Below are 25,796 nucleotides of genomic sequence, written 5' to 3'. Positions count from 1 at the left end.
CTCCACTTTGGGGTGACGGTCCGTGCTCCACGGCCCGCCCCGTGCCCGCCCCGTCCCCGCTCCCGCCCCGCCCCCGCCCCCGCCGCCGCCGGCGGTCCGGCTCAGCCCGCCCAGACGATCGACTGCATCTCGCTGTACGCGTGCAGCGCGTACGAGCCCACGTCCCGGCCGACGCCCGAGCGCTTGAAGCCGCCGAACGGGGCCTCCATGTTCCGGCCGATCGTGTTCACGCCGACCCCGCCCGCCCGCAGCCGGCGCGCCACCCGGAAGCCGCGCGCCGCGTCCCCGGACCACACGTAGCTCAGCAGGCCGAAGTCGCTGTCGTTGGCCAGGGCCACGGCCTCCTCCTCGCCGCCGTCGAACGGGACGACCACGACCACCGGGCCGAAGATCTCCTCCCGGACCACCCGCATGTCGTTCGTGCAGTCCACCAGCAGCGTCGGCGCCACGTAGAAGCCGCGGCCGTCCCCGACCGCCGGCCGCTCGCCGCCGTAGGCGATCCGCGCCCCCTCCTTCTTCCCCAACTCGACGTACGACTCCACCCGGTCCCGGTGCGCCGCCGAGATCACCGGGCCCACCACGGTGCCGGCCACCGCCGGGTCGCCGACCTTCATGAAGGCCAGGTAGCCGGTCAGCTTCTCCACCAGCTGCTCGTACACCGACCGGTGCACGATCACCCGGGTCGGGGCCGTGCAGATCTGGCCGGAGTAGAAGGAGAAGGTGGTGCCGATCCCCATCACCGCCGCGTCCAGGTCGGCGTCCTCGAAGACGACCGCCGCGCCCTTGCCGCCGAGCTCCATCAGCTGCCGCTTCATCGAGCGGCCGCAGACCTCCGCGATGCGCTGCCCGACGCCCGTGGAACCGGTGAACGAGACCATGTCCACGTACGGGGAGTCCACCGCGGCCTCGCCGACCTCGACCGAGGCGCCGCAGACCACGTTCACCACACCGGCCGGGGCGCCCGCCTCGTGCAGCGCCTCGGCCATCTTGAACACCGACAGCGGATCCTGCGGGGCCGGTTTCACCACCACCGTGTTGCCCATGGCCAGGGCCGGGGCCACCTTGCCCGCCGGGTTCGCCCACGGGTTGTTGTACGAGGTGATGCAGGTGACCACGCCGACCGGCTGGCGCACCTCCAGCGCCCCCAGGATGCTCGCCCTCCCCATCGGCCCGGCCTCGGTGACCTGCGGGGGCAGCCCGCGTTCCACCGGTTCGAGGGCACCCTTCGCGTACCGCCGGAAGCGGGCGACCCCGACCCCGACCTGCATGCCGCGCGCGATGCCGGTCGGTGCGCCCGTCTCGGCGCGGGCGAGGGCCGCCCACGGCTCGTACTCGCGCTGCATGATGTCCGCGGCCCGGTCCAGGACGGCCGCCCGCTCCTCGGGGGCCGTACGGGACCAGCGCTCGAAGGCCTCCGCCGCCGCGCGCGCCGCTTCCTCGACCTGGGCGCGCGAGGCCTCGGGCGCGAGCCCGACCACCGATTCGTCCGCCGGGTTGACCACCTCGTAGTGCCCGGCGGCCGGCTCCACCCACTCGCCGCCGATGTAGAGCTTCTGCTGCACGGGCTCGCTCAACGGGTGCTCACCGTCCTCGTGTCGCGGCCCGAGCGGAGCACGATCCCGGGGATCGCCCCCGTGACCTGGTCGTCGCGGATGGTCTCCACGCCGTTGACGCGTACGGACACGATCCCGATCGCGCGGGCGTCCAGCCGCGGGCTGTCGCCGGGCAGGTCGTGCACGAGGGTCGCCGGACCGGCCTCGATCCGCTCCGGGTCGAACAGCACCAGGTCCGCGTGGAACCCCTCGGTGATGCGGCCGCGTTCGCGCAGCCCGAAGAGCTGCGCCGGGTCGTCGGTCAGCATCTTCACCGCCTGCTCCAGCGGCACCAGCTTGCGGCCGCGCAGGCAGTCCCCGAGGAAGCGGGTCGTGTACGGGGCCCCGCACATGCGGTCCAGGTGCGCGCCGGCGTCGGAGCCGCCGAGCATGACGTCCTCGTGCTGCCAGGTCTCGGCGCGCAGTGCCCAGCTGGCCGGGTCGTTGTCGGTCGGCATGGGCCAGAGCACCGTACGCAGGTCGTCGTGGGAGCAGATCTCGACCAGGCACCGGAAGGGGTCTTGGCCGCGCTCGGCGGCGATGTCGTTCACGACGCGGCCGGACAGGCCCTCGTTCTCCTTGCTGTACGTGTCCCCGATGACGTAGCGGCCGAAGTTGGCCAGGCGCCGGAAGACCCCGGCCTCCTTGCTGTCGGCGCGGCGCAGCATCTCGGCCCGTACGTCGGCGTCGCTCAGCTTCGCGATCCGCTCGGGCACGGGCAGGCCGAGGATCTCGCCCCAGCCGGGGATCAGGTTCAGGGCGCAGAAGGTGCCGAGCGACATGTTCATGGGGGTGAGGATCGGCATGGTCAGCGCGACGATGCGGCCGCCGGCCTTGCGGGCGCGCTCGCTCGGTACGAGCTGGCGCGGCACCCGTTCGGGGACGGCGGCGTCGATGGTGAGGACGTTCCAGTTCAGCGGGCGGCCGGCGGCGGCGCTCATCTCGACGAAGAGGTCGATCTCCTCGTCGGCGAACTGGTCGAGGCAGCCCGCGACGATGGCCTCGAGCTGGGTGCCCTCGTGTTCTGCGACGGCCTTCGACAGCGCGATGAGTTCGGCGGGCTTGGCGTGGCGGGAGGCCACGGGGGCGCCGTCGCCGTCGGAGTGGGTGGCGGACTGGGTGGTGGACAGGCCCCAGGCGCCGGCGTTCATGGCGTCGTGGAAGAGGTCGAGCATCTGCTGCATCTGCTCGGGGGTGGGCTGTCCGCCGACGGCGTCCGCGCCCATGACGTGCCGGCGCAGTGCGCAGTGGCCGACCATGAAGCCGGCGTTGACGGCGATCCGCCCTTCGAGGGCGTCGAGGTACTCGCCGAAGCCGGACCAGGTCCAGTCGACGCCTTCCTCGAGGGCTTTGAGGGCCATGCCCTCGACCTTGCTCATCATGCGGCGGGTGTAGTCGGCGTCCTCGGGGCGGTCGGGGTGCAGCGGGGCCAGGGTGAACCCGCAGTTGCCGCCGGCGACGGTGGTGACGCCGTGGTTCATGGAGGGCGTCGCGTACGGGTCCCAGAACAGCTGGGCGTCGTAGTGGGTGTGGGGGTCGACGAAGCCGGGGGTCAGGACGAGGCCGTGCGCGTCCTCGCCGGTCCGGGCCTCCTCCGTGACCGCGCCCGGTTCGCCGATGACGGCGATCCGCCCGTCGCGCAGGCCGACGTCTGCGACGCGGGCGGGGGCGCCGGTGCCGTCCACGACGGTGGCGCCCTTGATCAGGTGGTCGAGCATGACGTCCCCTTCTGCGTTGCGGTACGTGGTGCGGCGCGCGCCGTCACCTTGGGGCTCCGCCCCAGACCCCGCGCCTCAAACGCCGGCGGGGCTGGAATTGCCGCTGCGCGGCAACCAGCCCACCGGACGGCAGGCGCAAGCGCAGATCAGCCCAATCCAGCCCCGCCGGCGTTTGAGGCGCGGGGGTTCGGGGCGGAGCCCAGCGCCCCGGCCGGTGGCCGCCCGGCCGGGGCTGGTTCGGGGCGTCGGTCCGGGAAGACGTCGCCCCTGTTCCCCCGCCGGGTCAGACGGCCTGGCGGAAGCGGGTGGTGCGGTGGACCGGGTCCGTGTCGATCTTCGGGATCACGTGCTCGCCGATGAGCTTGACGGTGGTCATCGTGTCCTCGTACGAGACGCCGGTCGGCAGGCCGAACGACAGCTGGTCGGCGCCCGCCTGCTCCCAGCGCTTGCACTGTGCGAGCACCTCGGACGGGTCGCCGCAGATCAGCAGTTCCTCGGCGATCAGCAGCTCGATGATCTCCGCGTTGTACTCGGGCAGCGTCTCGGGCCACTGCGGGATCGCCTCGGGCCGCGGGAAGGTGTCGTGGTAGCGGAAGACGAGCGACTGGAAGCGGTTCATGTTCGCGTTGACCGCGATCTCCACCGCCTTGTCGTGCGTCTCGGCGCATATCGCGGTGGAGGTGACCATCACGTTGTCGTTGACGAACGCGCCGATGGCCTTGGCCTCCTGGATGGCCGTCTTGTACTGCTCCAGCACCCACTCCATGTCGGAGACCTTCTGGACGCTGAACCCGAGGACGCCGAGGCCCTTCTTCGCGGCCATCGCGTACGAGGAGGGGGAGCCGGCGGCGTACCACATGGCCGGGTGGGCCTTGCCGTACGGCTTGGGGAAGATCTTCCGCGGCGGCAGCGACCAGTGCTTGCCCTGGAACCCCTCGTACTCCTCCTGGAGGAACATCTTGGGGAACTCGGCGATGGTCTCTTCCCAGATCTCCTTGGTGGCGTTCATGTCCGTGATGCCGGGCAGGAATCCGAGGATCTCGTGGCTGCCCGCGCCGCGGCCGGTGCCGAACTCGAAGCGGCCCTTGGAGAGGTGGTCGAGCATGGTGACCTTCTCGGCCACCTTGACCGGGTGGTTCACGGGGGCGAGCGGGTTGAAGATGCCGGAGCCGAGGTGGATGCGCTCGGTGGCGTGGGCGAGGTAGGCGAGGAACACCTCGTTCGCCGACAGGTGCGAGTACTCCTCCAGGAAGTGGTGCTCGGAGGCCCAGGCGTACTTGAAGCCGGACTTGTCGGCCTGGATGACGTACTCGGTCTCCTCGACCAGCGCCTTGTGCTCTGCCTCGGGGTCGACCTTGGACCGCGCCTCAGGCACGTATCCCTGCACGAAGAGCCCGAATTCCAAGGGGGTTCACCGTCCTTTGATTTCTGACGTGTCGTCAGATTTGATGAGTCGACTGTTCCACCGCGGGAGCGGGAGCGTCAATACCTGACGCTCCATCAGATGAGCTCGGCCCGGCGGGAGATCCGGCGGGAGATCTAGAGGATGCTGACGCCGGCCATCCAGCCGCCGTCGATCACGAACGGCTGGCCGGTGATGTACGAGGAGTCCTCGCTGCTCAGGAACAAGGCCAGCTTGGCGACCTCGTCGGGCCGGCCCACCCGCCCCATCGGCACGACCCGCTGGTAGAGCTCCGCCATCGCGTCGCGCGCCTCGTCGCTCATGTTGGCCGGGTCCAGCAGGCCGGGATTGGCCATCGGGGTGTCCACGGCGCCCGGGCACATCGCGTTGACCCGGATGCCCTTGGCGGCGAGCTCCAGCGCGGCCACCCGGGTCAGGCCGACGATCGCCGCCTTGGTCGCCGCGTACGAGCCGACGAACGCCATGCCCGTCAGGCCGGTGTACGAGGAGGTGTTGACGATGGTGCCGCCACCGGCCGCCTCGATCTCGGGGGCGACCGTCTTGATGCCGAGGAAGGCGCCTACCTGGTTGACCTGGACCAGCTGCTGGAACTCCTCCAGCGGGGTCGAGACCAGCTCGTTGAAGCGCAGGATGCCCGCATTGTTGACCAGGCCGTCGATCGGGCCGAAGGCCTCCTTGGCGGCGGCCACGGCGGCCGCCCAGTCCTCCTCCCGGCTCACGTCCATCCGTACGTACCGGGCGCGGTCCTCGCCTATCTCCTTGGCGACGGCGGCGCCCTGCTCGTCCAGCACGTCGCCGAGGAGCACCTTGGCGCCCTCGGCGGCGAAGAGGCGCGCCTCCTGCTCGCCCTGACCGCGCGCCGCACCGGTGATGACGACGACGCGCCCGTCCAGCTTGCCCATGCCCGAACTCCTAGTCGTTGAGAAGCGGGCCGACCTCGGCCCCGAAAGCGGTGATCTGGTCGGTCAGTTCGGCGCGGTCGCGGCTGCGGAAGCGGACCTGGATCTGGTCCACGCCGAGCGCCCGGTACGCGCGGAGGGACTCGGCGAGGGCCTCCGCCTTGCCGGTGAGGGTCCGGCGGCCGGTGTCCCAGCCGGGCTCGCCGACGTACAGCGCCTCGGTGATCGCGCCGAACTCGATGGGGTCCGCGACCCCGGCCGCGGCGCGGAGCTCCTTGATCCGGGCGATCTGCGCGGGGAGCTTGTCGCGCGGGTCGCCCTGCGGGAGCCAGCCGTCGCCGCGCACGGCGGCCCGGCGCACGGCGGCGGGCGAGGAGCCGCCGACCCAGACGGGGACGCGGGCCTGGGCGGGGCGGGGCAGCTGGCCGAGGTCCTTGAAGGAGAACAGCTCGCCCTCGAACTGCGGGTACTCCTCGGGCCCGAGGGCGGCGCGCAGCGCGTCCAGGGTCTCGTCGAGGACGGCCCCGCGGCGGGTGAAGTCGACGCCGAGGACCTCGAACTCCTCCTGCACGTGGCCCGCGCCGACGCCGAGGATCAGCCGGCCGCCCGAGAGGTGGTCGAGGGTGGCGTACTGCTTGGCGCTGAGCAGCGGGTGGCGCAGGCCCAGGATCGCGACGTGGCTCAGCAGCCGGACGCGCTCGGTGATCCCGGCGAGGAAGGCGAGGGTGGCCACCGGGTCGTACCAGATGGTGCTCATGGGTCCGGCGAGGCGGCGCGGGATGGCCACGTGGTCGCAGGTGGCGACGTACCCGAAGCCGGCCCGGTCGGCGGCCCGGGCCACCTCGGCCAGGTCGACGGCGGTGGCCGAGGCCTCCCAGGGCTCGGCGTAGATGGTGCTCTGCGACTGGATCGGGAGCTGCATCCCGTAGACCAGCCGGCCCTCCGCAAACACGCGCGCCATGCCGCCACCGCCTCCGCTTCGCCTGTCGCCTGCGGCTGCCGATTCCGCGTCCCGTCGGCGCCGGGGGCCATCGTCGTAGCTGACGGACCGTCAGGCAAGGGGTTCGACCCACTCGACGGGTGCGCAGCCGTACCCTGGAGCGAGGGGAAGGAGCCCGACCATGCTGGATGCCGACATCCGCGTCCCCGCGGAAGCCAAGGCCGCACTCACAGCCCTGGCCGCCGCCGAGGGCCTGTCGCTGCGCGCCTGTCTCATTCGCCTCGCCGGGACGGCCGGTACGGCCGGGATGCCTCCGGCATCGGCCGAGCGCGCCTGCGAGGCACTGCACGCATGGAATGGCTACGCGCCGACGACCGCCGAGCAGCGGGCCCTGGACCGCGAGCTGGACCGGCGGCTGGCCGCGCACGAGGCGCAGGGGAGCGCCCGCGCCGGGTAGCCCGTATGCGGGGGATGTGCCGGCGGGGGCGCGTTGGCTAGGGTGCCGCGTGTGGATCTCTTTCTGACGCTGGTCAGCGGGGTGGCGTGGACCGTCGTGTACGTCGAGGCGATCCGGGTCGGGCTGCGGGACCGGACGTATGCGATGCCGGTGGCCGCACTCGCGCTGAACTTCGCGTGGGAGGCGACCTACGCTGCGGGCGAGTTCATGAGCAGGGTCTCCGCTCAGGGGATCGTCAACGTCGTGTGGGCGGTCGCCGACATTGCGATCATCTGGACGTACCTGCGCTTCGGGCGGGCCGAGCTGCCCGAGTTCGTGACGCGGCCGCTCTTCGCGGCATGGAGCGCACTCGTGTTCGGCACCGGTTTCGCCGTGCAGTGGCTGTTCCTCGCGCACTTCGGGACGCACGACGCGAGCCGGTACTCGGCGTTCTTGCAGAACCTGCTGATGTCCGGGCTGTTCATCGCCCTCTACGCCGACCGGCGCGGGCCGCGCGGGCAGTCCCTCGTCATCGCCGTCGCCAAATGGCTGGGGACGCTCGCCCCGACCCTGCTCTTCGGGGTCGTCGAGGACTCGCCGTTCATTCTCGGGCTCGGCATCATGTGCAGCGTCTTCGACCTGGCGTACATCGGGCTGCTGCTGCGGGGGCGGCGGGCGGTCGCCGCGCCGACCGGTCGGGAACCGGCCGGCGCGACGGTCTGACGCCGGCCGGCCGGAGGCCGGTCAGTCGGACACCGGCCGGTCAGAAGCCGGCCGGTCCCATCACGATGACCGGCTTCGCCGCCGGGTCCAGGGTGGTCAGGAGCTTCTTCATGGCCTGCTTCGAGATGCCGATGCAGCCCTGCGAGGGGCCGTTGTGGTCGACGTGGAGCCAGATGCCGCCGCCCTTGTCCTCGCCCTCCGGCTTGAACAGGTCCAGCGGGGAGACCCCCGTCCGGCGGTTGTAGTCGATCGCGATGACGTATTCGAACGCGCCCGTGAGGGATTCGCCGTTCACGCCCCGGCCGGTGGGGACGAAGAGCCGGTTGCGGTCGTACGGGAACTTCGTGCCCGGCGGCTTCTCCAGCAGACCCCCGGCGTCGCTCAGGGTGAACACGCCCACGGGGGTGGTGAGGTCCCCGTCCTCGCGTTCGGCTGAGTTCCAGCCGCCGGCGCCGTTGTGCGCGGGCCAGCTCTCGGTGGCCCGGACCCAGTCGGCGCCGGCCGCCGGCCGGGTGTAGAGAGTCGCCGTCGACTCCGAGGAGTCCCTCGCCTTGCCGGCGACGAGGAGGAGCTGGCGGGCGGTGGCCGGGATCCTGGCCAGCGTCTCGTCGCTGACGTCGGCCAGGCCTTGGGCGGGGCCGTCCGGGGCTGCGGGTGCGCCTGGGGCGCCTGGGGCGCCTGGGGCGCCGGAGGCTGCCTGCGCTCCGGGGGCGCCGCGTACGCCGCGGGTGGCGCGGGGTACGCCTGCGGGGCTGGTGGGGTTGCTGGGCTTGTTGGCGCCGGTACCGGCCGCTTCCCCCGGGCGGTCGCCGGTCCGGGCCTGGGCCGTGGCGCCGGAGTTGTCGTCCTGGGCCGTGTACGCCCATCCCGCCCCGAAGGCCAACAGGCCCAGGGCGGCGGCGACGGCGACCCGTCGGGGCGAGCGGACGGTGCGGGACGTGCGGGGACTGCGGGAGCGGGCGCGGGGGTGCTTGCTCATGCCTCCGACGGTACACATGGGATCATTCAGGACTCTTCAGGCGGCGGCCGGAGCGGCGCGGGTCCCACCGGAAAGCGGACCCTGACGGTCAGTCCGCCGTCCGGAGCGGGATTGGCCCGTGCCACCAGCTTCGCGCCGTGCGCCCGCGCGATCGAGGCCACGATGGAGAGCCCGAGGCCCGCGCCCTCCCCCGTCGTGTGCTGCCGCTCGGCCCGCCGCCGGAAGGGCTCCAGCAGCCGCGGTACGTCGGCGGGTTCGATCACCGGACCGGTGTTGGACACCGTCAGCTCCCCGTCGGCGCAGGTCGACACGCCGATCCGGCCGCCCGGCCGGTTGTGCCGTACGGCGTTGCCGAGCAGATTCCGCACCAGATGGCCCAGCAGCGCCCGGTCACCGGTCACGGTCAACGCCGCGAGGTCCCGTACGACGACGGGCCGCACGACGACGGGCCGCCCGGCGCCCGGGGCGGCGGCCGGGACGGGCTCCGGCTCGGCCCGGGCCGCCTCGGTGAGTTCGGTCTCGACCAGGGCCGCCAGGTCCACCGGGGCGGTGGCCTCCAGGCCCTCCTCCGATACCGCGAGCAGCAGCAGCGACTCGATGAGGTGCTCGCTGGAGTCGGCGACGCCGATCAGCTTGGAGCGGATCCGGGCCACCTTCTGCGGCGGCGGGTCCCCGGCCAGCCCGATCTCGGCGGCCGCCCGCTGGACGGCGAGCGGGGTGCGCAGCTCGTGGGCGGCGTTGGCGGCGAACCGGCGCTGCGCGCCCACCAGGCTCTCCATCCGGTCGAGCATGCCGTCGAAGGTGTCGGCCAGCCGCTTGAGCTCGCCGGGCGGGGCCTCGAGGCCGATCCGCTCGTGCAGGTTCTCCCCCGAAAGGCGGCGGGCCGTCTCGGTGATGACGCCGACGGGGCGCAGCACGCGGCCCGCCATCCACCAGGCCAGCCAGATCGACGGTACGGCGAACACGGCGAGGGCGATGAGCGAGACGATCAGCAGCTCGTGGAGGGTGGCGGACTCGACGGCGGTGGAGAGGTTGCGGGTGGCGGCCCACGTCCGGAGCTGCTCCTGGGTGGGCGTGGCGGCGCCGGGCGGGAGCCGCTGGGCGGGGACGGCGGGGAGCAGTTGGCCTTCGACGGCGGCGCGTTCGAACGCGGTGCCGGGGACGGCGGTGGTGACGGCTCCGCTGATGCGGGTGTAGAGGCCGCCCCGCAGCAGGATGTTGATCAGGGCGATCAGGCCGCCGCCGGCGAGGACGAGCAGCGAGCCGTAGAGCGCGGTGAGACGGGCGCGCTCGGAATGGAGCACTGCTCTCATCGCGGATCGGTGATCGGATCGGCGGACCCGCCAGTGGCCGGACCCGTCGCCGGACTTTTCGCCGGACCCGCGATCCGGTAGCCCGCGCCGGGCACGGTCTCGATCAGCGGCGGCTCGCCCAGCTTGGCCCGCAGCTTGCTGAGGGTCACCCGTACGGCATTCGTGCTGTACGAGGTGTCCTCCTCCCACACCTGCTCGATCAGGTCGTCGTTGCCGAGCACGGCGCCCTCGGCCCGCAGCAGCGCCTCCAGCACGGCGAACTCCTTCCGCGACAGCGCGAGCCGGTGCCCGTCGCGGGTCGCGCTCCGGCGGGCCGTGTCGACGGCGATCCCGCAGCGCTCCAGCACCGGCGGCAGGGCCGGCCGGGCCCGCCGGCCCAGTGCCAGGACGCGGGCGAGGAGCTCGTCGTACGCGAAGGGCTTGGTGAGGTAGTCGTCGGCGCCGAGGCCGAGCCCCTCGACCCGGTCCCGTACGGTCCCGGAAGCGGTCAGCATCAGGACGCGGGTCAACAGCCGCTCGCGCACCACCTGCCGGCAGACCTCGTCGCCGTGCAGGCCGGGCAGGTCGCGGTCGAGGACGAGGACGTCGTACTCGCCGAGGCGCAGGCGCCGCAGGGCCTCGAGGCCGTCGCCCGCCTCGTCGACGGCCAGCGCGTCGCGGCGCAGACCGTCGGCGATCATCTCCCGGAGGAATTCCTCGTCCTCCACCACCAGAACTCGCATGCCGCCCTCTTTACCGGAATCTCGTATTTCCTCGTCATAAGCAAGATCGGAGAGAGAAGCGAAACCCGCCTTGGGTACAGGGTCGGCCGCATGAATCGATCCATGACCATGACCACGGCCGCGGCCCTCACCGGGCTGACCCTCTTCGTCACCGCGTGCACGGGCGGTGTCGGTTCGGACGGGAAGGACGGGAAGGACGGAAAGAAGGACGGCTCCAGCAAGAACAGCGCTTCGAGCGGCGGCGGTAACGGCACGACCAGCGGCGCCGACGCCGACAAGGCGCTCAAGACGCGCAAGTGTCTGCGCGAGCACGGCATCGATGCGCCCGACCCGGAGCCCGGCCAGGACCCGCGCGGCATGACGCTCGGCTCGGGCAGCGAGGACCCGGAGGCGCTGAAGAAGGCCTTCGAGGCGTGCGGGCTGCAGGCCCCGGGGACGGGCCAGATGTCGCAGGAGGACAAGGACAAGGCCCTGAAGTGGGCCAAGTGCATGCGGGACAACGGCGTCGATGTCCCGGACCCGACCTTCAACGGGAGCGCGATGAGCGCGACCAAGATCCCCGAGGGTCAGGAGAAGGCCTTCGAGGAGGCCCAGAAGAAGTGCGAAGCCGCGTGAGGCGGCGCGGCAAGTGGCTGCTGGGCTCGCTGGCCGTCGTACTCGCCGTCTCGGGTGGCGGGTACGCGGTGACGGCCCAGCCGCGGGGGGACTCGGGCGGTTCGAAGGACCGGCGCACCGACGGGCTGCCGCAGCAGACGGCTCCGGTGACGCGCGGGGACCTCAGCTCCGGGCTCACGGTCGAGGGCACCCTCGGCTACGCCCAGGAGCGCAAGCTCGCCGCGGGCGGCCCCGGGGTGCTGACCTGGGTGGCGGGCGCCGGCACGGCGATCGAGCGGGACGGGAAGCTGTACGAGGTCAACGGCAAGCCGGTGCGGCTCATGTACGGGAGCACGCCCGTGTACCGGCCGATGAAGACCGGGGACAAGGGCGAGGACGTCAAACAGCTCAAGCGGAACCTCCAGGCCCTCGGGTACGGCACCGGGCTCGACCCGCAGGACGGCACCTTCACGGCGGGCACGGCGACGGCGGTCAAGCGCTGGCAGAAGGCGCACAAGGCGGCGGAGACGGGCGAGGTCGGCAAGGACGACATCGCCTTCGCGGCCGGACCGCAGCGGGTGCAGAAGAACGACACGGCGGTCGGCGACGAGCCGGCGCCGGGCAAACCGGTGTTGACCCTGACCGGAACCGAACGGATGGTCCGGTTCCAGTTGGATGTGGCCAAGGCGGGCGTGGCGAAGACCGGCGACAAGGTGACCGTGAACCTGCCGGGCGGCGCCGCGGCGACCGGGAAGATCGACTCGGTGGGCAGCACGGCCAACCCGGACGACCCGAACGGCGGCGGGGGCGGGCCCGGAGGCGGCGGGGGCGGCGGGGGCGGCGGCGGCGGTGGGAAGCCGAAGGTCGAGGTGAGCGTCTCCCTCGACAACGCCTCCGAGATCAAGGGCCCGGACCAGTCCCCGGTGTCGATCCGGCTGACCGGCGAAACCCGCAAGGGCGTGCTCTCCGTACCGGTCAACGCACTCCTCGCCCTGTCCGGCGGGGGCTTCGGCGTGCAGGTCGTCGAGAACGGCGCGGTCCGTGACGTCCCGGTCGAGCTCGGCATGTTCGGGCAGGGCCGCGTCGAGGTCAAGGGGGACGCCCTCGAGGAGGGCATGCAGGTGGGGATCCCGAAGCAGTGACGACGACAGCGGCCACTGCAGAGAACCGGCACGCCCGCGCCGTCGTGGAGCTGGCGGGCGTCACCAAGGAGTACCCCGGCGGGGTCAAGGCCCTGCGCGGGGTGGACCTCACCGTCCTGAACGGCGAGCTCCTCGCCATCGTCGGCCCGTCCGGCTCCGGGAAGTCCACCCTGCTGCACATCGTCGGCACCCTCGACCGCCCGAGCGCCGGCGCGGTCGCCATCGCGGGGCACGACATCGCGACCCTCTCCGACCGCGCCCTGTCGGCGCTGCGCTCACGCCATGTCGGCTTCGTCTTCCAGTCCTTCCACCTCGTACCGGGCATCAGCGCGCAGGCGAACGTCGCCGAGGGCCTGCTGTACTCCGGCCTCTCGCGCGCCGAGCGCGGCCGCCGGGCGGCGCGGGCGCTGGAGCGGGTCGGCCTCGGGGACCGGACGGAGCACCGGCCGCACGAACTGTCGGGCGGGCAGAAGCAGCGCGTGGCGATCGCCCGGGCGGTGGCCGGCGCACCGGACCTGCTGCTGGCCGACGAGCCGACGGGCGCACTGGACTCGGCGTCGGGGCAGTCGGTGATGGAGCTGCTGCACGAGCTGAACGGGGACGGGGCCACCATCGCCGTGATCACCCACGACCAGGAGATCGCGGCGAGCCTGCCGCGGCAGGTGCGGATCCGGGACGGGGAGATCGTGGCGGACGCATGGAACACGGCGGGGGCGGGAACACGATGAGGGCCTCCAGGAAGCTGACCCCGTCCCGCCTCGGCCCCCGGGACGTCCTGCACGTCGGCTCGGCGGGGCTGCGCTCGCGCCCGATGCGGGTGTTCCTGTCCGCGCTCGGGATCGCGATCGGCATCGCGACGATGATCGCGGTGGTCGGGGTGTCCTCGTCCAGCCAGGCCAAGCTCCTGCGGGAGCTCGACAAGCTGGGCACGAACATGCTGGTGGCGACGCCGGGCCAGTCGATGTTCTCGGGGCAGGAGACGAAGCTGCCGAAGGAGGCCCCGGGCATGATCTCCCGTATCGAGGGGGTCGAATCGGTGGGTACGACGGGCGACGTCGCGCAGTCCGTACGGCGATCGGAGAACATCCCGAAGGAGGAGACGGGCGGGATCGGCCTCAAGGCGACGAAGGACGACCTGCCGGAGGTGCTGCGCGCCCGGATGCAGAAGGGGACCTGGCTGAACGGGGCCACCGGACGCTACCCGTCGGTGGTGCTCGGGAACGTCTCGGCGGAGCGGCTGGGCATCACCGAGCCGGGGCAGCAGGTGTTCATCGGCGGCCGGTACTTCACGGTCATCGGCATCCTGGACCCGATCCCGCTGGCCCCGGAGATCGAGCGCTCGGCGCTGATCGGCTGGGAGGCGGCGGAGCAGCTGCTCGGCTTCGACGGCCACCCGACGGCGGTGTACGAGCGCTCGGCGGACGACCGCGTGGCGGCGGTCCGCAGCCTGATCGCCCCGACGGCCAACCCGCAGTCCCCGAGCACGGTCTCGGTGACGGACCCGTCGGCGGCGCTTCAGGCGAAGGCGGCCACGGAGGGCGCCTTCAGCACGCTCCTGCTCGGCCTGGGCGGGATCGCCCTGCTGGTGGGCGGGGTCGGCGTCGCGAACACCATGATCATCTCGGTCCTGGAGCGCCGCCACGAGATCGGCCTGCGCCGCTCGCTGGGCGCGACCAAGGGCCAGGTGCGCATCCAGTTCGTCACGGAGTCCCTGCTTCTGTCGGGCCTCGGCGGCCTGGCGGGCATCGCCCTCGGCGCGGCGGCCACGGCGGCCTACGCCCGCGCGGGCGACCTCCCCTGGGTGGTCCCCCTCTGGGCGGTGACGGGCGGCTTCGCCTCGACCCTGGCGATCGGCACCCTGGCAGGCCTCTACCCGGCAGTCCGCGCAGCCCGCCTGTCGCCGACACTGGCCCTGCAGGCGGGGTGAGGGGGGCGGGCGCCGGATGGCACCATCCGGTGTCATGGCAACCGACACCACGCATGACACCGGCCAGTACGAGGCAGGCCAGACGGGCCTCATCGTGAAAGTCCCCGAAGCCGAACCAGCCGTTCGCGCATGGCGCGAACGGCTGGACCCGTCGGCCGCCGCCGGGATCCCGGCACACGTGACGGTGCTCTTCCCGTTCCTCGAGGAGCGGCTCATCGACGCCGCCGTCCACGCGGCTCTCACCGAAACCGTGGGCGCGCACCGGGCCTTCGACGTCCGGTTCGCCGAGAGCCGCCGCTTCCCGGAGGTGCTGTACCTGGCCCCCGAGCCGGACACGGAGCTGCGGCTGCTCACCCGGGCAATCACCGCCCGCTGGCCGCAAGCCCAGCCGTACGGGGGCCGGTTCCCGGACGTCATCCCGCACCTGACGGTCGCGCAGCGCCAGGAGGCGGACGTACTGGCCGAGATCGAAGCCGACCTGACACGCTCGCTCCCCCTCACGACCCGCGTCTCGTCGGTCGACCTCATGGTCCACGACGGCACGGCATGGCGGGACCGGGCGTCGTTCGCACTGCGGGGGTGAGGGGCGGAGGGGCTGACCGGGGCGGGGGTGGGGGCTTGGGGGTTCATGTTCCGATAAGGGCCCATCAGAGATCCTGACCGGCAGCCCCCATCCATCCGCACCCAGCCCACCAGGACCACCGAGCCCGAGCACACGGACCCCGCCCCCCGCACCCCGGCCAACCGTTCCGACCCCCCAATCCCATCGACCCGCCCCCTCCCCCGTCGTACGCTGATCTGATGAGAACTCCCAGGCAGGCAGCCCGCATTGTGATCCTCTCTCCGACCGGTTCGGTGTTCCTCTTCCGCGAGAACAACATCGAGGTCGGGATCCACTGGCTGCCGCCCGGTGGGGGGATCGATCCCGGGGAGACTCCCGAGGAGTGCGTGCGGCGGGAGTTGCGGGAGGAGACCGGGTGGACCGACCTCGAGCCGCAGCGGCTGCTGTGCACCTGGGAGCACGACTTCACCCACGAGGGGATCCCCGTACGCCAGCACGAGCACATCTACGTCACCACCGGCCCGCGCCGCGATCCCGTCCCCGAGTCGCCCGACGCGCACTGGCGCTGGCTGTCGCAGCAGGCCCTGGCCTCGCTCGGGGAGCCGCTGTGGCCGCCGCGGCTCGCGGAGCTGCTGGCCGACGCGCCGGCCGAGCCGGTCCACCTCGGGCTGATGGGCTGACGTCGCAAGAGCCTCGCGACATCCCGCCGAAGAGGACGGGAACCGACCCACTTGGTGTCTAGAGTCCTGGCACTGCCATCGACAACGGCCCGAGCAGCCGAGGAGCGTCCATGTTGCGAGGTCTGACCACCGTCAGTTTCTGGGCCGCCGATCTGGACGCGGCCAAGGCCTGGTACACCGAACTCCTCGGCACCGCCCCCTACTTCGAGCGGCCGGGGTACGCCGAGTTCCGGCTCGGCGACTACCAGCACGAGCTCGGGCTGATCGACCGCCGCTACGCGCCCCCCGGCGCGCCGGCCGAGCCGGGCGGGGCCGTCGTGTACTGGCACGTCGACGACGTCGACGCGACGCTCGAGAAGCTGCTGTCCCTGGGCGCGAAGCAGTACGAGCCGCCCACGGAGCGCGGTCCGGGCTTCGTCACCGCCTCGGTGGTCGACCCGTTCGGCAACGTCCTGGGCTTCATGTACAACGCGCACTACCTCGACGTGCTCGGCGAGCGCCCCTGAGCCGGCCGCCGCGGCTCACCGGGCCGCGGAGGTCGCCTTCGCGTACAGCGTCGCCGCGTACTCGCCCAGGATCGTGCTCGTCGACACGTCGTCCGTGTCGCCGCCCGTCAGGATCCCGATGATCTTGCCGTCCTTCGCGAGCCAGGCGCTGCCGCTCGTGCCGCCCGGGAAGTCCGCGCAGTCGAAGCGCTGCTCCGCCTCGGTCTCGCGGATCGCCGACGCCGTGCACGTGCGCGGTACCTTGCGGTCCGCCGGGTAGCCGGTGACGGTGATCTCCTCGCCCGTGCGGCCCGTGGTGTCCAGGGTGGCCGCGCCCGTGACGTCCTCGATGTTGCGGCCGGCGGCGTCCGGGGCGAGGCGGGCGAAGGCGAGGTCGTAGTCGTCGTCCGTGCCCTCGGCCCAGCGGGGGTCCTCGAAGACCTCCTCGATCGTCCAAGCGCCGTACGGGGCTCCGCCGTTCGCGTACGCGGGTGCGAAGATCGCGCCCCCGTCGCCGGCCTTCCCGGCGAGCAGACAGTGCCCGGCGGTGACGATCAGGTTCTTCCCCGGGCTGTGCACCACGGTGGCGGTGCAGAAGTGGTCCCCCTGCACGCCGCCTTCGAACAGGGCCCCGGTGAAGGCGGCGGGGCTGCCGGGCCGGGGCGTGCCCGAGGTGTTCAACTGCGGCTGCTTCGCCGCTTGCGATCGTGAAGACGGGCTCGGTGAAGGCTTGGCCGGGGCCGCTGCCTTGACGTGCGGGGCCGAACCGCCCTCCGAAGCCGGCACCACCTTCGTCATGGCAGCGGACGCGCCCAGCGCCGCCACCGCGCACAACACCCCGGTCACCACGGTCCGCTTGTCCACCGCCACCGCCCCTCCTACTTTGCTCCGGCGAAGCATGCCTTGATGTTCGCCTTCGCCGCAAGGGGACCCCCGGGCTCCCGCCAACGCGCCCGCCCACGCGCCCGCCCACGCTCCCGCTTACGCGCCCGCCCACAGGCCTTCCGGCGTCAGGCCGAGGAGGTCGATCGCGTTGCCGCGCACGATGCGGTCCACCACGTCCGGCGCGAGGTGGGACATCTGGGCCTCTCCCACCTCCCGCGACTTCGGCCAGGTCGAGTCCGAGTGGGGGTAGTCCGTCTCGTAGAGGACGTTGGCCACGCCGATCGACTCCAGGTTCTTCAGCCCGAAGGGGTCGTCGAAGAAACATCCGAAGACGTGCTCCGCGAAGAGCTCCGACGGCGGGCGCAGCACCTTCTCCGCGACGCCGCCCCAGGCGCGGTTCTCCTCCCAGACCACGTTCGCGCGTTCCAGGATGTACGGGATCCAGCCGATCTGGCCCTCCGCGTACATGATCTTGAGGTTCGGGAAGCGTTCGAACTTGCCGCTCATCAGCCAGTCGACCATCGAGAAGCAGCAGTTGGCGAAGGTGATGGTGGAGCCGACGGCGGGCGGCGCGTCCGCCGAGGTGGACGGCATGCGCGACGAGGAGCCGATGTGCATGGCGATGACCGTGCCGGTCTCGTTGCACGCCTCGAGGAAGGGGTCCCACTCGTCGGTGTGGACGGAGGGCAGCCCCAGGTGCGGGGGTATCTCGGAGAAGGCGACCGCGCGCACGCCGCGCGCCGCGTTGCGGCGGACCTCGGCGGCGGCCAGCCGGGCGTCCCACAGCGGGATGAGGGTGAGGGGGATCAGGCGGCCGCGGGCGTCCGGGCCGCACCACTCCTCCACCATCCAGTCGTTGTAGGCCCGTACGCCGAGCAGGCCGAGCTCGCGGTCCTTGGCTTCGGTGAAGGTCTGGCCGCAGAAGCGCGGGAAAGTCGGGAAGCAGAGCGCCGACTGGACGTGGTTGACGTCCATGTCCGCGAGGCGTTCGGGAACCGAGAAGGACCCCGGGCGCATCTGCTCGTACGTGATCACCTCCAGCTTGATCTCGTCGCGGTCGTAGCCGACGGCGGTATCGAGCCGGGTGAGGGGGCGGTGCAGGTCTTCGTAGACCCACCAGTCGCCGATCGGACCGTCGTCTCCCCTGGCGCCCATCACGGGGGCGAACTTGCCGCCGAGGAAGGTCATTTCCTTCAAGGGGGCGCGGACGATCCGGGGGCCGGTGTCCTGGTATTTGGACGGGAGCCGGTCCCGCCAGACGTGGGGAGGCTCAACCGTGTGGTCGTCCACCGAGATGATCTTCGGGAAGGTCTCCATGGCTCCCACGGTAGCGTCAATCTGACGAACCGTCAGCTACTTGGACGGCGATTGGGAAGCGATCGGTCCGACACGGGCTGACGGGTAAGCGCAACACAGGGCAGACTGGCCCTTACACCGACGGAAGGCAGGGGGGACGACAGATGGACGGCATACCGGCCATCCCGCACCAGCGGAACCACCCCGAGGCAGCCCGGCGCCACTCCGCTGCCGCGCCGGACGCCACGGCGGGGATCCGGCCCGGCAGTCCCGCCGACGCGCCGGACACCGCGGGCGGTGCCCCTGCCGGTACTGCGCCCGCCGCTTCGGCCCGCACGCCGGGCGCCGCGTCCCCCGCCGACCCGGACGTGACCGGCGCCGACGACGCGCACCCCGCTCCCGCCCCCACCGCCACCCGCTTCGCCGTCCTCGGGCCCATCCGCGCCTGGCGCGGCAGCGAGGTGCTGCCCTCCGGCACCCCCCAGCAGCGCGCCCTGCTCGCCGCGCTCCTGCTGCGCGGCGGCCGTACCGCCACCGCGCCCGAGCTGATCGACGCCATCTGGGGCGAGGACCCGCCCCAGCAGGCCCTCGCCACCATCCGTACGTACGCCTCCCGCCTGCGCAAGGTCCTCGCGCCCGGCATGCTCGTCAGCGAGTCCGGCGGCTACGCCATCCGCACCCCCGCCGGCGCCCTCGACCTCGGCGTCGCCCGCAGCCTCGCCGCCGACGCCGACCGGGCCCGCACCGCCGGCGACCGCACCCTCGCCCGTACGCTGCTCGCCCGCGCCCTCGACCTGTGGGACGGCGAACCGCTCGCCGGGGTCCCCGGACCGCACGCCGAGACCGAGCGCACCCGGCTCGCCGAATGGCACCTCCAGCTGCTCGAGACCCGCCTCGACCTCGACCTCGAGCTCGGCCACCATGCCGAGGCCGTCTCCGAGCTGACCGCCCTCACCGCCGCGCACCCGCTGCAGGAACGCCTGCGCGAGCTCCTCATGCTCGCCCTGTACCGCAGCGGCCGGCAGGCCGAGGCCCTCGCCGTGTACGCCGACACCCGCCGGCTCCTCGCCGACGAACTCGGCGTCGACCCCCGGCCCGAACTCTCCGCGCTCCAGCAGCGCATCCTGCGCGCGGACGCCGAACTCGCCCGCGCCGAAGACCCGGCCCCGGCCGCCGCGCCCGCACACGTGAGGCCCGCCCAATTGCCCGCCACCGTCGCCGACTTCACCGGCCGCGCCACCTTCGTCAACGAGCTCGGCGAGATCCTGTCCGGCGTCGGGAGCCAGGTCATGGCCGTCTCCGCGCTCGCCGGGATCGGCGGCGTCGGCAAGACCACCCTCGCCGTGCACGTCGCGCACGCCGCCCGCCCGCACTTCCCCGACGGCCAGCTCTACGTCGACCTCCAGGGCACCGAGCCGCGGCCCGCCGAGCCCGTCGCCGTCCTCGGCTCGTTCCTGCGCGCCCTCGGCACCCCCGACACGGCCATCCCGGACACCGCCGCCGAGCGGGCCGCGCTCTACCGCTCCACGCTCGACGGCCGCCGCGTCCTGGTCCTGCTCGACAACGCCCGCGACGCCGCCCAGGTCCGCCCGCTGCTGCCGGGCACCGCGGGCTGCGCCGCCCTCGTCACCAGCCGGGTCCGCATGGCGGGCCTCGCCGGGGCCCATCTCGTCGACCTCGACGTGATGAGCCCCGAGGAGGCCCTCCAGCTGTTCACCCTGATCGTGGGCGCGGAGCGGGTCGGCGCCGAGCGCCAGGCCGCCCTCGACGTGGTCGGCGCCTGCGGCTTCCTGCCGCTCGCCATCCGCATCGCCGCCTCCCGGCTGGCCGCGCGCCGCACCTGGACCGTCTCCGTCCTCGCCGCGAAGCTCGCCGACGAGCGCCGCCGCCTCGACGAGCTCCAGGCCGGCGACCTCGCCGTCAAGGCCACCTTCGAGCTCGGCTACGGCCAGCTCGAGCCCGCCCAGCAGCGCGCGTTCCGCCTCCTCGGCCTCGCCGACGGCCCCGACATCTCGCTGGCCGCGGCAGCCGCCGTACTCGACCGGCCCGAGCACGACACCGAGGACCTCCTCGAAGCCTTAGTGGACTGCTCCCTCCTCGAATCGGCCGCGCCCGGCCGCTACCGCTTCCACGACCTCGTACGCCTCTACGCCCGCGCCTGCGCGGACCGCGACGAGCAGCCGCCGAGCGGGCGGGACGCCGCCCTGGACCGGCTGCTGGACTTCTACCTCGCCACCGCCTCCGCGGTGTACGCGGTGGAGCGCCCCGGCGACCGGCTCCCCGCGCACCTGTCCGCCACCCGCTACCCCGGCCTGTGCTTCGCCGAGCCGCGCGCCGCCCTGGACTGGCTCTACGCCGAGGCGGACCCGCTGCTGGCGTGCGTGCGGCAGGCCTCCGTGCGCTCGACCGGGCAGGCGGACGTGCTGCGCCGGGCCGTGGACCTGCTGTGGGCGGCCAAGGACCTCGCCGAGTCGGGGGCCAACTCCAAGCAGTACGAGTCCGCCGCCATGGCCCTGCGCGACGCCGCGCACGCCGCGAAGGACCCGCACGCGGAGGGCCGGGCCCGGACCACGCTCACCAACGTCCACCTGGTCGCGGGCCGGTTCGACGAGGCCGACGACGAGGCCCGGCAGGCGATGGTCCTGGCCCGCGAGGCCGGCGACCCGCTGCCCAGCTGCTGGGCGCCCAACGACCGCGGGATCATCGCCCTCTACCAGGGCCGGCACGCCGACGGCGAGCGGTACCTGCTGGAGGCCATCGAGAACTTCCGCGCCGACGGCAACCACATCGGCGAGGCCAGCGCGCTGTGCAACCTCTCCCGGATCCACGTCGAACTGGGCCGGCTGACGAGCGCCATCGACCTCGCCGAGCAGGGCATCGCCATATACGACCGGATGGGCCTGACCCTGCGCCTGGCCAATGGCCGCTACGCGCTCGGCATCGCCCTCACCCAGGCCGGCCGGCTCGGTGAGGCGCAGACGCAGCTCACCGAGGCGCTCTCGCTGTTCCACGACAACCGGCAGCCGCTGTGGGAGGGCGTGACGCACTTCCGGCTCGCCGTGGCCCACCTGGCCGCGCACCGGCCCACGCTGGCCGCCGCGCACGCCGAGCAGGCCATCGCGCTGCGCGGCATCGGCGGGGAGTGGCGGCGGGCGACCGTGCTGACGGTGCTGGGCAAGGCGCTGCGCCGGCTGGGGCAGCGGGACCGGGCGCGGGTGTGCTGGCGGGATGCCGAGGTCGTCTTCAAGCAGCTGAAGTCGGCCGAACTGGCCGAGGTCCAGGCCCTGCTGGCTTCCGAGATAGCGGCCTGAGCTGCACCGATCGGCGGATGAACGAGGCATTCATCGTTCGTTTATCGCCGCCCGCCACGATAGGTACATCGACTCACCGCGTCGGGGGGCGTGAGAGTCGGCTGGAGGACCGCCCGTTCGGCGGTCCGCGGGGGAATCGCCGAACGGGCCCGACCCATCCATCAGGAGAACCGATGACGACGAACGAGAACATCCTGCCGAACGACGGCGACATCAAGCCGATGGACAACCACGCGTCCGGCATCGAGATCAAGCCGCTCGACGACAGCCTTGCACCGGGCGTCGACATCACGCCGATGGACAATCACGCCTCCGGCATCGAGATCAAACCGCTCGACAAGAAGGCTTCGGACGAGGAGATCGTGACGCTGGACAACCACGCGTCCGGCCCGCGTCCGTAGAACGTCCCACGGGGGATACGGGGGACGGGGGGACGGTCCCACGGGGGATACGGGGGACCGGGACCAACGGAGGGACCACGGGGGATACGGGGTCCCGACGGAGGTCACGGGGGGACCGACGGGGGAGCACAACAAGGACGGCGGTCGCGGTGGCCCGGAGGGGGAGCCACCGCGGCCGCCGTCGCCTGCGTCCCCCACCTGGCCGGGGCCGTGTCATTAGGCTGGGCTCGTGTTCACTTCCCAGGGACCGACCGTCCGCGAGCTCGCCGTGCAGGCCCTCTCGTCCGTCGAGCGCGGGTACGACCTGCTCTCGCCCAAGTTCGACCAGACCCCGTTCCGCACCCCGGACCGCATGCTCGACGCGGTCGAGGAGACGCTCGCCCAGTACGAAGGCTCCTTCGGGGACGGGCTGGACGTGTGCTGCGGGACCGGCGCGGGGCTGGGGATGCTGCGGCGGCTGTGCCGGGACCGGGTGACCGGGGTGGATCTGAGCGCGGGCATGCTGGCCGAGGCCGCGCGGGCGCACCCCGACGAGCGCATCGACCTCGTACGGGCCGACGCGCGGGCGCTGCCGCCCGAGCTGGCCGGCTCGTACGACCTGGCCGTCAGCTTCGGGGCCTTCGGGCACTTCCTGCCGGCCGAGCGGCCCGCCCTCTTCGCCGGCGTCCACGCCGCGCTGCGCCCGGGCGGCGTCTTCGCCTTCCCGATCGGGGCGCCGATCCCGCCGACCTCCCCGGTGTGGTGGGCGGTGGCGGGCTTCGACGCCGCGATGCGGGTGCGCAACGCCGTGTGGCGGCCGCCGTTCGTCATGTACTACCGCACCTTCCCGCTGGGCGGCGTCCGGGCCGACCTCCGCGCGGCCGGCTTCACGGTGGAGACCCTCCCGCTGGAGCCCTTCGGCCGACAGGACGACGGAACCCCCCGCTGGCGGCTGCTCCTGGCCCGCAAGCCCTGACGCGCATCGGCCCGGCCCGCGAGTCCGGGGCCGGGCCGATGGGAACCGGGGCTCAGCGCAGGGTGAAGGGCGCCACGTGGGTCGTGGTGTCCGCTCCGCTGATGGTGAACTCGAGGTTGTAGTTGCCGTTCGGCAGCCCCCGCGTGCTGACGGGAAGGCTGTAGCCGGAGCTCAGCGAGCTGTAGAGCATCCGGGCGCCGACCGTCCTCGTGACGGGGCCGGTGATCCGGGTGGCCGTCACCGTGATGCCGGGGCCGGAGAGGTTGTTGCCGTTCGCGTCGCAGATCCGCAGGGAGATCACGACCTGGCCGAGCAGGCGGACCGGCCGGTTCGGGTCGTAGAGCAGGCAGATCCGGTAGGCGACGGTGTACGTGACGCTCTTGGTGGACGGGTTCGTTGCGACGTCCTTGGCGTTGACGGTGAACGTGTGCGAGCCCAGCGTCGAGGTGTCGACCGGGCTGCCGTTCGCCACCGTGCCGGTGCAGCTCGCCACTCCGGAGGTGGCGTCCGTACACGCGTAGGACGCGGTGACCGACTGGCGGTACAGGTAGGTGCCGGCCGCCGGGCGGACGATGGTGATCGACGGCGCCACCGTGTCGAGCCGCACCGTGATCGTCTGCGGCGCGGAGGTGTTCCCGGCGTTGTCGGTGGCGGCGTACGTCACCGTGGTCACGCCGTTCGTCGTGATCGGAACGGAGGCGCCCCCGCCGGACACGTCGGTGGATCCGATGGGCTGGGCGCCGCTCGCGCTGTAGGTGATCTTCTGGATGCCGGAGCCGCAGGAACCGTCAGCGGCGCTGATGGTGACGGTGGCAGGGCTGGTGGTGTTCCAGCCGGCGCCGTTCGGTGCGGGCGAGATGCTCGCCGTGACGGTCGGCGCGGTCGCGTCCGGGTCGTACGTGAACCGGTCGGCGGCGGTGATCGGGCTGGTGCCGTTGGGCGTGGTCACGGTGACGTCCACCGTGCCGCGTGCCTGCGGGGGCACTTGCGCGGTCAGTTCCTCCGGTCCGATGACGTTCACGTTCGCGGCCGCCGCGGAGCCGAAGCGGACGGTGGTGCCGCTCGTCGGGAACTCGGTGCCGCGCACGGTCACGGTGTTCACGCACTGGGCCAGTTCGGGGGCGTGGTTCGGGGTGACGCTCGTGACGGTCGGCGGGGACAGCGTGACGCGGTCCATCGCGGTGCCCCAGTCGCCGCCGAAGATCCCGGTGTTGCCGGTGGCTCCGATCTGCTGGACCGTCCAGACGTCCTTGGGGTTGCTCGGGTCGCGCGCGGTGCCCGAGTAGTCGCCCCAGCGGCTGTCGCCGTTGCAGCGGCATGCGAAGGCCTCCGTGCCCGCGGCGTAGAAGTCGCCGAACGTGGTGGCCGGGAAGTTGCCGCCCGGTACTCCGATCGCGACGGCCGTGGCGAACATCGTGGACGAGGACGCGGTGAAGCCCGAGAACAGGTCGTCCTCGTCGTTCAGGGTCAACGAGCCGTAGTAGATGTCTCCGCCCACGAGGCCGAGATCGAGGTTGGTCGCCAGGCTCTGGCCGCCGCCGGTCGCGATCTGGATGTAGCGCTGGCAGGTGTGGACCGCGGTGTCGCCCAGGGGGGTGCAGCTGACGTTGAAGACGCCCCACAGGTGGTTGTTCTGCCAGGCGACCGAGAGCATCCGGCCGTCGTTGGTGTTGATGGTGGCATCACCCCCGGCCGGCTGGACCGCGAGCGGCGGGGGGTCGGCGGTCCCGATGGCGATGGTGTTCAGGGTGCGGTTGACCGCGCTGACGCCGGGCACGCCGGTGATCGTGGACACCGTCACATTGGTGCCGTCGTGCTTCATCGAGAGCTGGTCGTTGATCGCCGACAGCGAGGTGGCGGGGACGGTGTCGTCCAGGCTGGTGTCCTGTGCGAACGTCGTGAAGTTGATCGTGCCGCCGGCCAGCAGGTCCGCCTTGTTGACGACCACGTTCACCGCGCCCAGGAACCCCTCTTCCTCGGGGGCGTCGAGATCGAAGTTGTTCCAGCTCAGCGTGACCTTGTCGTTGCTGTATCCGAGCAGCGGCCGGTCCTGCTGGATGTCGGCGGCGTTGCTCCCGATGTTGTAGACGGTCCAGTGCCCCCGGGGGTCGGAGCTGTCGCTGACCGCGACGTCGACCTCGTCGCCGTTCGAGAAGATCCCCTCGTACGAGGCGAAGAACCGGCCGGACCCCGCGTCGTAGTGCACCCGCGGATCCCCACCCGTGTCCGCCGCGAATCCGAAGAAGGCGCCCAGGTCGAAGGGCGTGCCCACCGCGCTGCCGGCCTTGTCGTAGATCTGGCCGGACCGATTCACGACCTGGACGATGTAGGTGGGCCCGACCGCGAGATTGGTGTCGGAGGGGGTGATGGTGTCGACGTTCCCGAGTGTGGGGAACGTCTTCAGCCGCTCCACGACGGCCGAGGAAGGCACCGCCTTCGGCGCCGTCGCGCCCTTCGGAGTCAGCAGCGCGGTGGTGACCGGCAGGCTCGGCTGTCGCATCGGTCCCACGGGCGCCCGCCGCTTCGGAGGGGTGAGGTTGGGCCGCGCCTGCGGCTCGGCGGTGCGCTTGGGCCGGGGCAGCGCCCGCACGTCCACACGCTTCTTCACCTCGGCCCGCGACAGCGTCCCCTCGCCTCCCGAGGGCGAGGGGACGCCGGCCGAGGGCGGGGCGCTGGGCCGTGGCTCGGCCGGCGCGGCGGCCGTCGGCGCGGCGGCGGTGAGCGTCACCGCGAGGGCGAGGAGCAGCGCACGCGGCCAGCCTCGCGCGGCGCGCATCAGGTGTCGGTTCACTCGGAGAATCCGTCTCGACGAC

At 72.5% G+C, this 25,796-nt stretch carries 23 protein-coding genes; 12 read left to right on the top strand and 11 right to left on the bottom strand.

Going from position 1 to position 25,796, the window contains the following annotated elements; all coding sequences use genetic code 11:
- Positions 1 to 101: 101 nt before the first annotated feature.
- The 5 genes from OG299_RS22955 to OG299_RS22935 all read right to left on the bottom strand — a co-directional run bounded on the left by OG299_RS22955 (position 102) and on the right by OG299_RS22935 (position 6,593).
- Positions 102 to 1,574, bottom strand: coding sequence for an aldehyde dehydrogenase family protein (locus tag OG299_RS22955; RefSeq protein ID WP_327362461.1), 1,473 nt, complete (start codon positions 1,572 to 1,574; stop codon positions 102 to 104).
- Positions 1,571 to 3,310, bottom strand: a complete 1,740-nt coding sequence (locus tag OG299_RS22950; RefSeq protein WP_327362459.1) for an N-acyl-D-amino-acid deacylase family protein — start codon at positions 3,308 to 3,310, stop codon at positions 1,571 to 1,573. Before OG299_RS22950 ends, OG299_RS22955 begins: the two co-directional genes overlap by 4 nt.
- A 283-nt stretch (positions 3,311 to 3,593) precedes the next feature.
- On the bottom strand, positions 3,594 to 4,715 hold the full coding sequence (locus tag OG299_RS22945; protein ID WP_266628368.1) for an LLM class flavin-dependent oxidoreductase: 1,122 nt from the start codon (positions 4,713 to 4,715) through the stop codon (positions 3,594 to 3,596).
- Between the two features lie 134 nt (positions 4,716 to 4,849).
- The gene (locus OG299_RS22940) at positions 4,850 to 5,635 is read right to left on the bottom strand and encodes an SDR family NAD(P)-dependent oxidoreductase (protein ID WP_327362458.1); all 786 of its coding nucleotides are present in this window, start codon (positions 5,633 to 5,635) and stop codon (positions 4,850 to 4,852) included.
- Positions 5,636 to 5,645: 10 nt separating this feature from the next.
- Positions 5,646 to 6,593 carry an LLM class F420-dependent oxidoreductase gene (locus tag OG299_RS22935; RefSeq protein WP_327362457.1) on the bottom strand — a complete coding sequence of 316 codons (948 nt, stop codon included), beginning with the start codon at positions 6,591 to 6,593 and terminating at the stop codon, positions 5,646 to 5,648.
- 160 nt (positions 6,594 to 6,753) lie between these two features.
- Here OG299_RS22935 and OG299_RS22930 point away from each other — a divergent pair, with 160 nt between their 5' ends.
- Both OG299_RS22930 and OG299_RS22925 read left to right on the top strand, forming a co-directional pair.
- Positions 6,754 to 7,029, top strand: a complete 276-nt coding sequence (locus tag OG299_RS22930; protein ID WP_327362456.1) for a hypothetical protein — start codon at positions 6,754 to 6,756, stop codon at positions 7,027 to 7,029.
- A gap of 51 nt (positions 7,030 to 7,080) precedes the next feature.
- A complete protein-coding gene (locus OG299_RS22925) occupies positions 7,081 to 7,731 on the top strand; it encodes a transmembrane-type terpene cyclase (protein ID WP_327362455.1) in 651 nt (216 codons plus the stop codon).
- 40 nt (positions 7,732 to 7,771) lie between these two features.
- Here OG299_RS22925 and OG299_RS22920 read toward each other — a convergent pair whose 3' ends face one another.
- The 3 genes from OG299_RS22920 to OG299_RS22910 are packed head-to-tail and all read right to left on the bottom strand — an operon-like array spanning position 7,772 to position 10,745.
- Positions 7,772 to 8,710, bottom strand: a complete 939-nt coding sequence (locus OG299_RS22920) for a L,D-transpeptidase family protein (RefSeq protein WP_327362454.1) — start codon at positions 8,708 to 8,710, stop codon at positions 7,772 to 7,774.
- Positions 8,711 to 8,736: 26 nt separating this feature from the next.
- Complete coding sequence (locus tag OG299_RS22915; RefSeq protein WP_327362453.1) at positions 8,737 to 10,023, bottom strand: sensor histidine kinase; 1,287 nt, start codon at positions 10,021 to 10,023, stop codon at positions 8,737 to 8,739.
- Positions 10,020 to 10,745 (bottom strand): response regulator transcription factor, encoded by a 726-nt coding sequence (locus OG299_RS22910; RefSeq protein ID WP_327362452.1) that lies wholly within the window; start codon positions 10,743 to 10,745, stop codon positions 10,020 to 10,022. The genes OG299_RS22915 and OG299_RS22910 overlap by 4 nt, the downstream gene beginning before the upstream one ends.
- Before the next feature lie 102 nt (positions 10,746 to 10,847).
- Between OG299_RS22910 and OG299_RS22905 the strand changes: the two genes are divergently transcribed.
- The 7 genes from OG299_RS22905 (at position 10,848) to OG299_RS22875 (ending at position 16,156) form a co-directional block, all read left to right on the top strand.
- A complete protein-coding gene (locus OG299_RS22905; RefSeq protein ID WP_266628352.1) occupies positions 10,848 to 11,360 on the top strand; it encodes a hypothetical protein in 513 nt (170 codons plus the stop codon).
- On the top strand, positions 11,345 to 12,481 hold the full coding sequence (locus tag OG299_RS22900) for a peptidoglycan-binding protein (protein ID WP_327362451.1): 1,137 nt from the start codon (positions 11,345 to 11,347) through the stop codon (positions 12,479 to 12,481). The genes OG299_RS22905 and OG299_RS22900 overlap by 16 nt, the downstream gene beginning before the upstream one ends.
- Positions 12,478 to 13,209, top strand: coding sequence for an ABC transporter ATP-binding protein (locus tag OG299_RS22895; RefSeq protein ID WP_327362450.1), 732 nt, complete (start codon positions 12,478 to 12,480; stop codon positions 13,207 to 13,209). Before OG299_RS22900 ends, OG299_RS22895 begins: the two co-directional genes overlap by 4 nt.
- Entirely contained in the window at positions 13,179 to 14,408 is a 1,230-nt protein-coding gene (locus OG299_RS22890; protein WP_327362449.1) for an ABC transporter permease, read from the top strand. Before OG299_RS22895 ends, OG299_RS22890 begins: the two co-directional genes overlap by 31 nt.
- Before the next feature lie 34 nt (positions 14,409 to 14,442).
- Positions 14,443 to 14,991 (top strand): 2'-5' RNA ligase family protein, encoded by a 549-nt coding sequence (locus OG299_RS22885; protein WP_266628345.1) that lies wholly within the window; start codon positions 14,443 to 14,445, stop codon positions 14,989 to 14,991.
- Positions 14,992 to 15,209: 218 nt separating this feature from the next.
- On the top strand, positions 15,210 to 15,650 hold the full coding sequence (locus tag OG299_RS22880; RefSeq protein WP_266628343.1) for an NUDIX hydrolase: 441 nt from the start codon (positions 15,210 to 15,212) through the stop codon (positions 15,648 to 15,650).
- Between the two features lie 110 nt (positions 15,651 to 15,760).
- Entirely contained in the window at positions 15,761 to 16,156 is a 396-nt protein-coding gene (locus tag OG299_RS22875) for a VOC family protein (protein ID WP_327362448.1), read from the top strand.
- Between the two features lie 15 nt (positions 16,157 to 16,171).
- Here the strand turns inward: OG299_RS22875 and OG299_RS22870 are convergent, their stop codons facing one another.
- Positions 16,172 to 17,005, bottom strand: a complete 834-nt coding sequence (locus OG299_RS22870) for a trypsin-like serine peptidase (protein ID WP_327362447.1) — start codon at positions 17,003 to 17,005, stop codon at positions 16,172 to 16,174.
- Positions 17,006 to 17,116: 111 nt separating this feature from the next.
- The gene (locus OG299_RS22865) at positions 17,117 to 18,337 is read right to left on the bottom strand and encodes an amidohydrolase family protein (protein WP_266628337.1); all 1,221 of its coding nucleotides are present in this window, start codon (positions 18,335 to 18,337) and stop codon (positions 17,117 to 17,119) included.
- A 143-nt stretch (positions 18,338 to 18,480) separates the two neighbouring features.
- Here OG299_RS22865 and OG299_RS22860 point away from each other — a divergent pair, with 143 nt between their 5' ends.
- The 3 genes from OG299_RS22860 (at position 18,481) to OG299_RS22850 (ending at position 22,983) form a co-directional block, all read left to right on the top strand.
- Complete coding sequence (locus OG299_RS22860) at positions 18,481 to 21,627, top strand: SARP-family global regulator AfsR (RefSeq protein ID WP_327362446.1); 3,147 nt, start codon at positions 18,481 to 18,483, stop codon at positions 21,625 to 21,627.
- A gap of 173 nt (positions 21,628 to 21,800) precedes the next feature.
- Positions 21,801 to 22,028, top strand: coding sequence for a hypothetical protein (locus OG299_RS22855; protein ID WP_266628333.1), 228 nt, complete (start codon positions 21,801 to 21,803; stop codon positions 22,026 to 22,028).
- Between the two features lie 229 nt (positions 22,029 to 22,257).
- Entirely contained in the window at positions 22,258 to 22,983 is a 726-nt protein-coding gene (locus OG299_RS22850) for a class I SAM-dependent methyltransferase (protein WP_266628331.1), read from the top strand.
- 52 nt (positions 22,984 to 23,035) lie between these two features.
- On the opposite strand, the gene OG299_RS22845 is transcribed toward OG299_RS22850, so the two are convergent.
- A complete protein-coding gene (locus OG299_RS22845; RefSeq protein ID WP_327362445.1) occupies positions 23,036 to 25,774 on the bottom strand; it encodes an OmpL47-type beta-barrel domain-containing protein in 2,739 nt (912 codons plus the stop codon).
- Between the last annotated feature and the right edge of the window lie 22 nt (positions 25,775 to 25,796).

Origin of the sequence: Streptomyces sp. NBC_01296 (assembly GCF_035984415.1) — a bacterium.
GTDB lineage: Bacteria > Actinomycetota > Actinomycetes > Streptomycetales > Streptomycetaceae > Streptomyces.
This window is presented reverse-complemented; position numbering and strand designations above follow the sequence as displayed.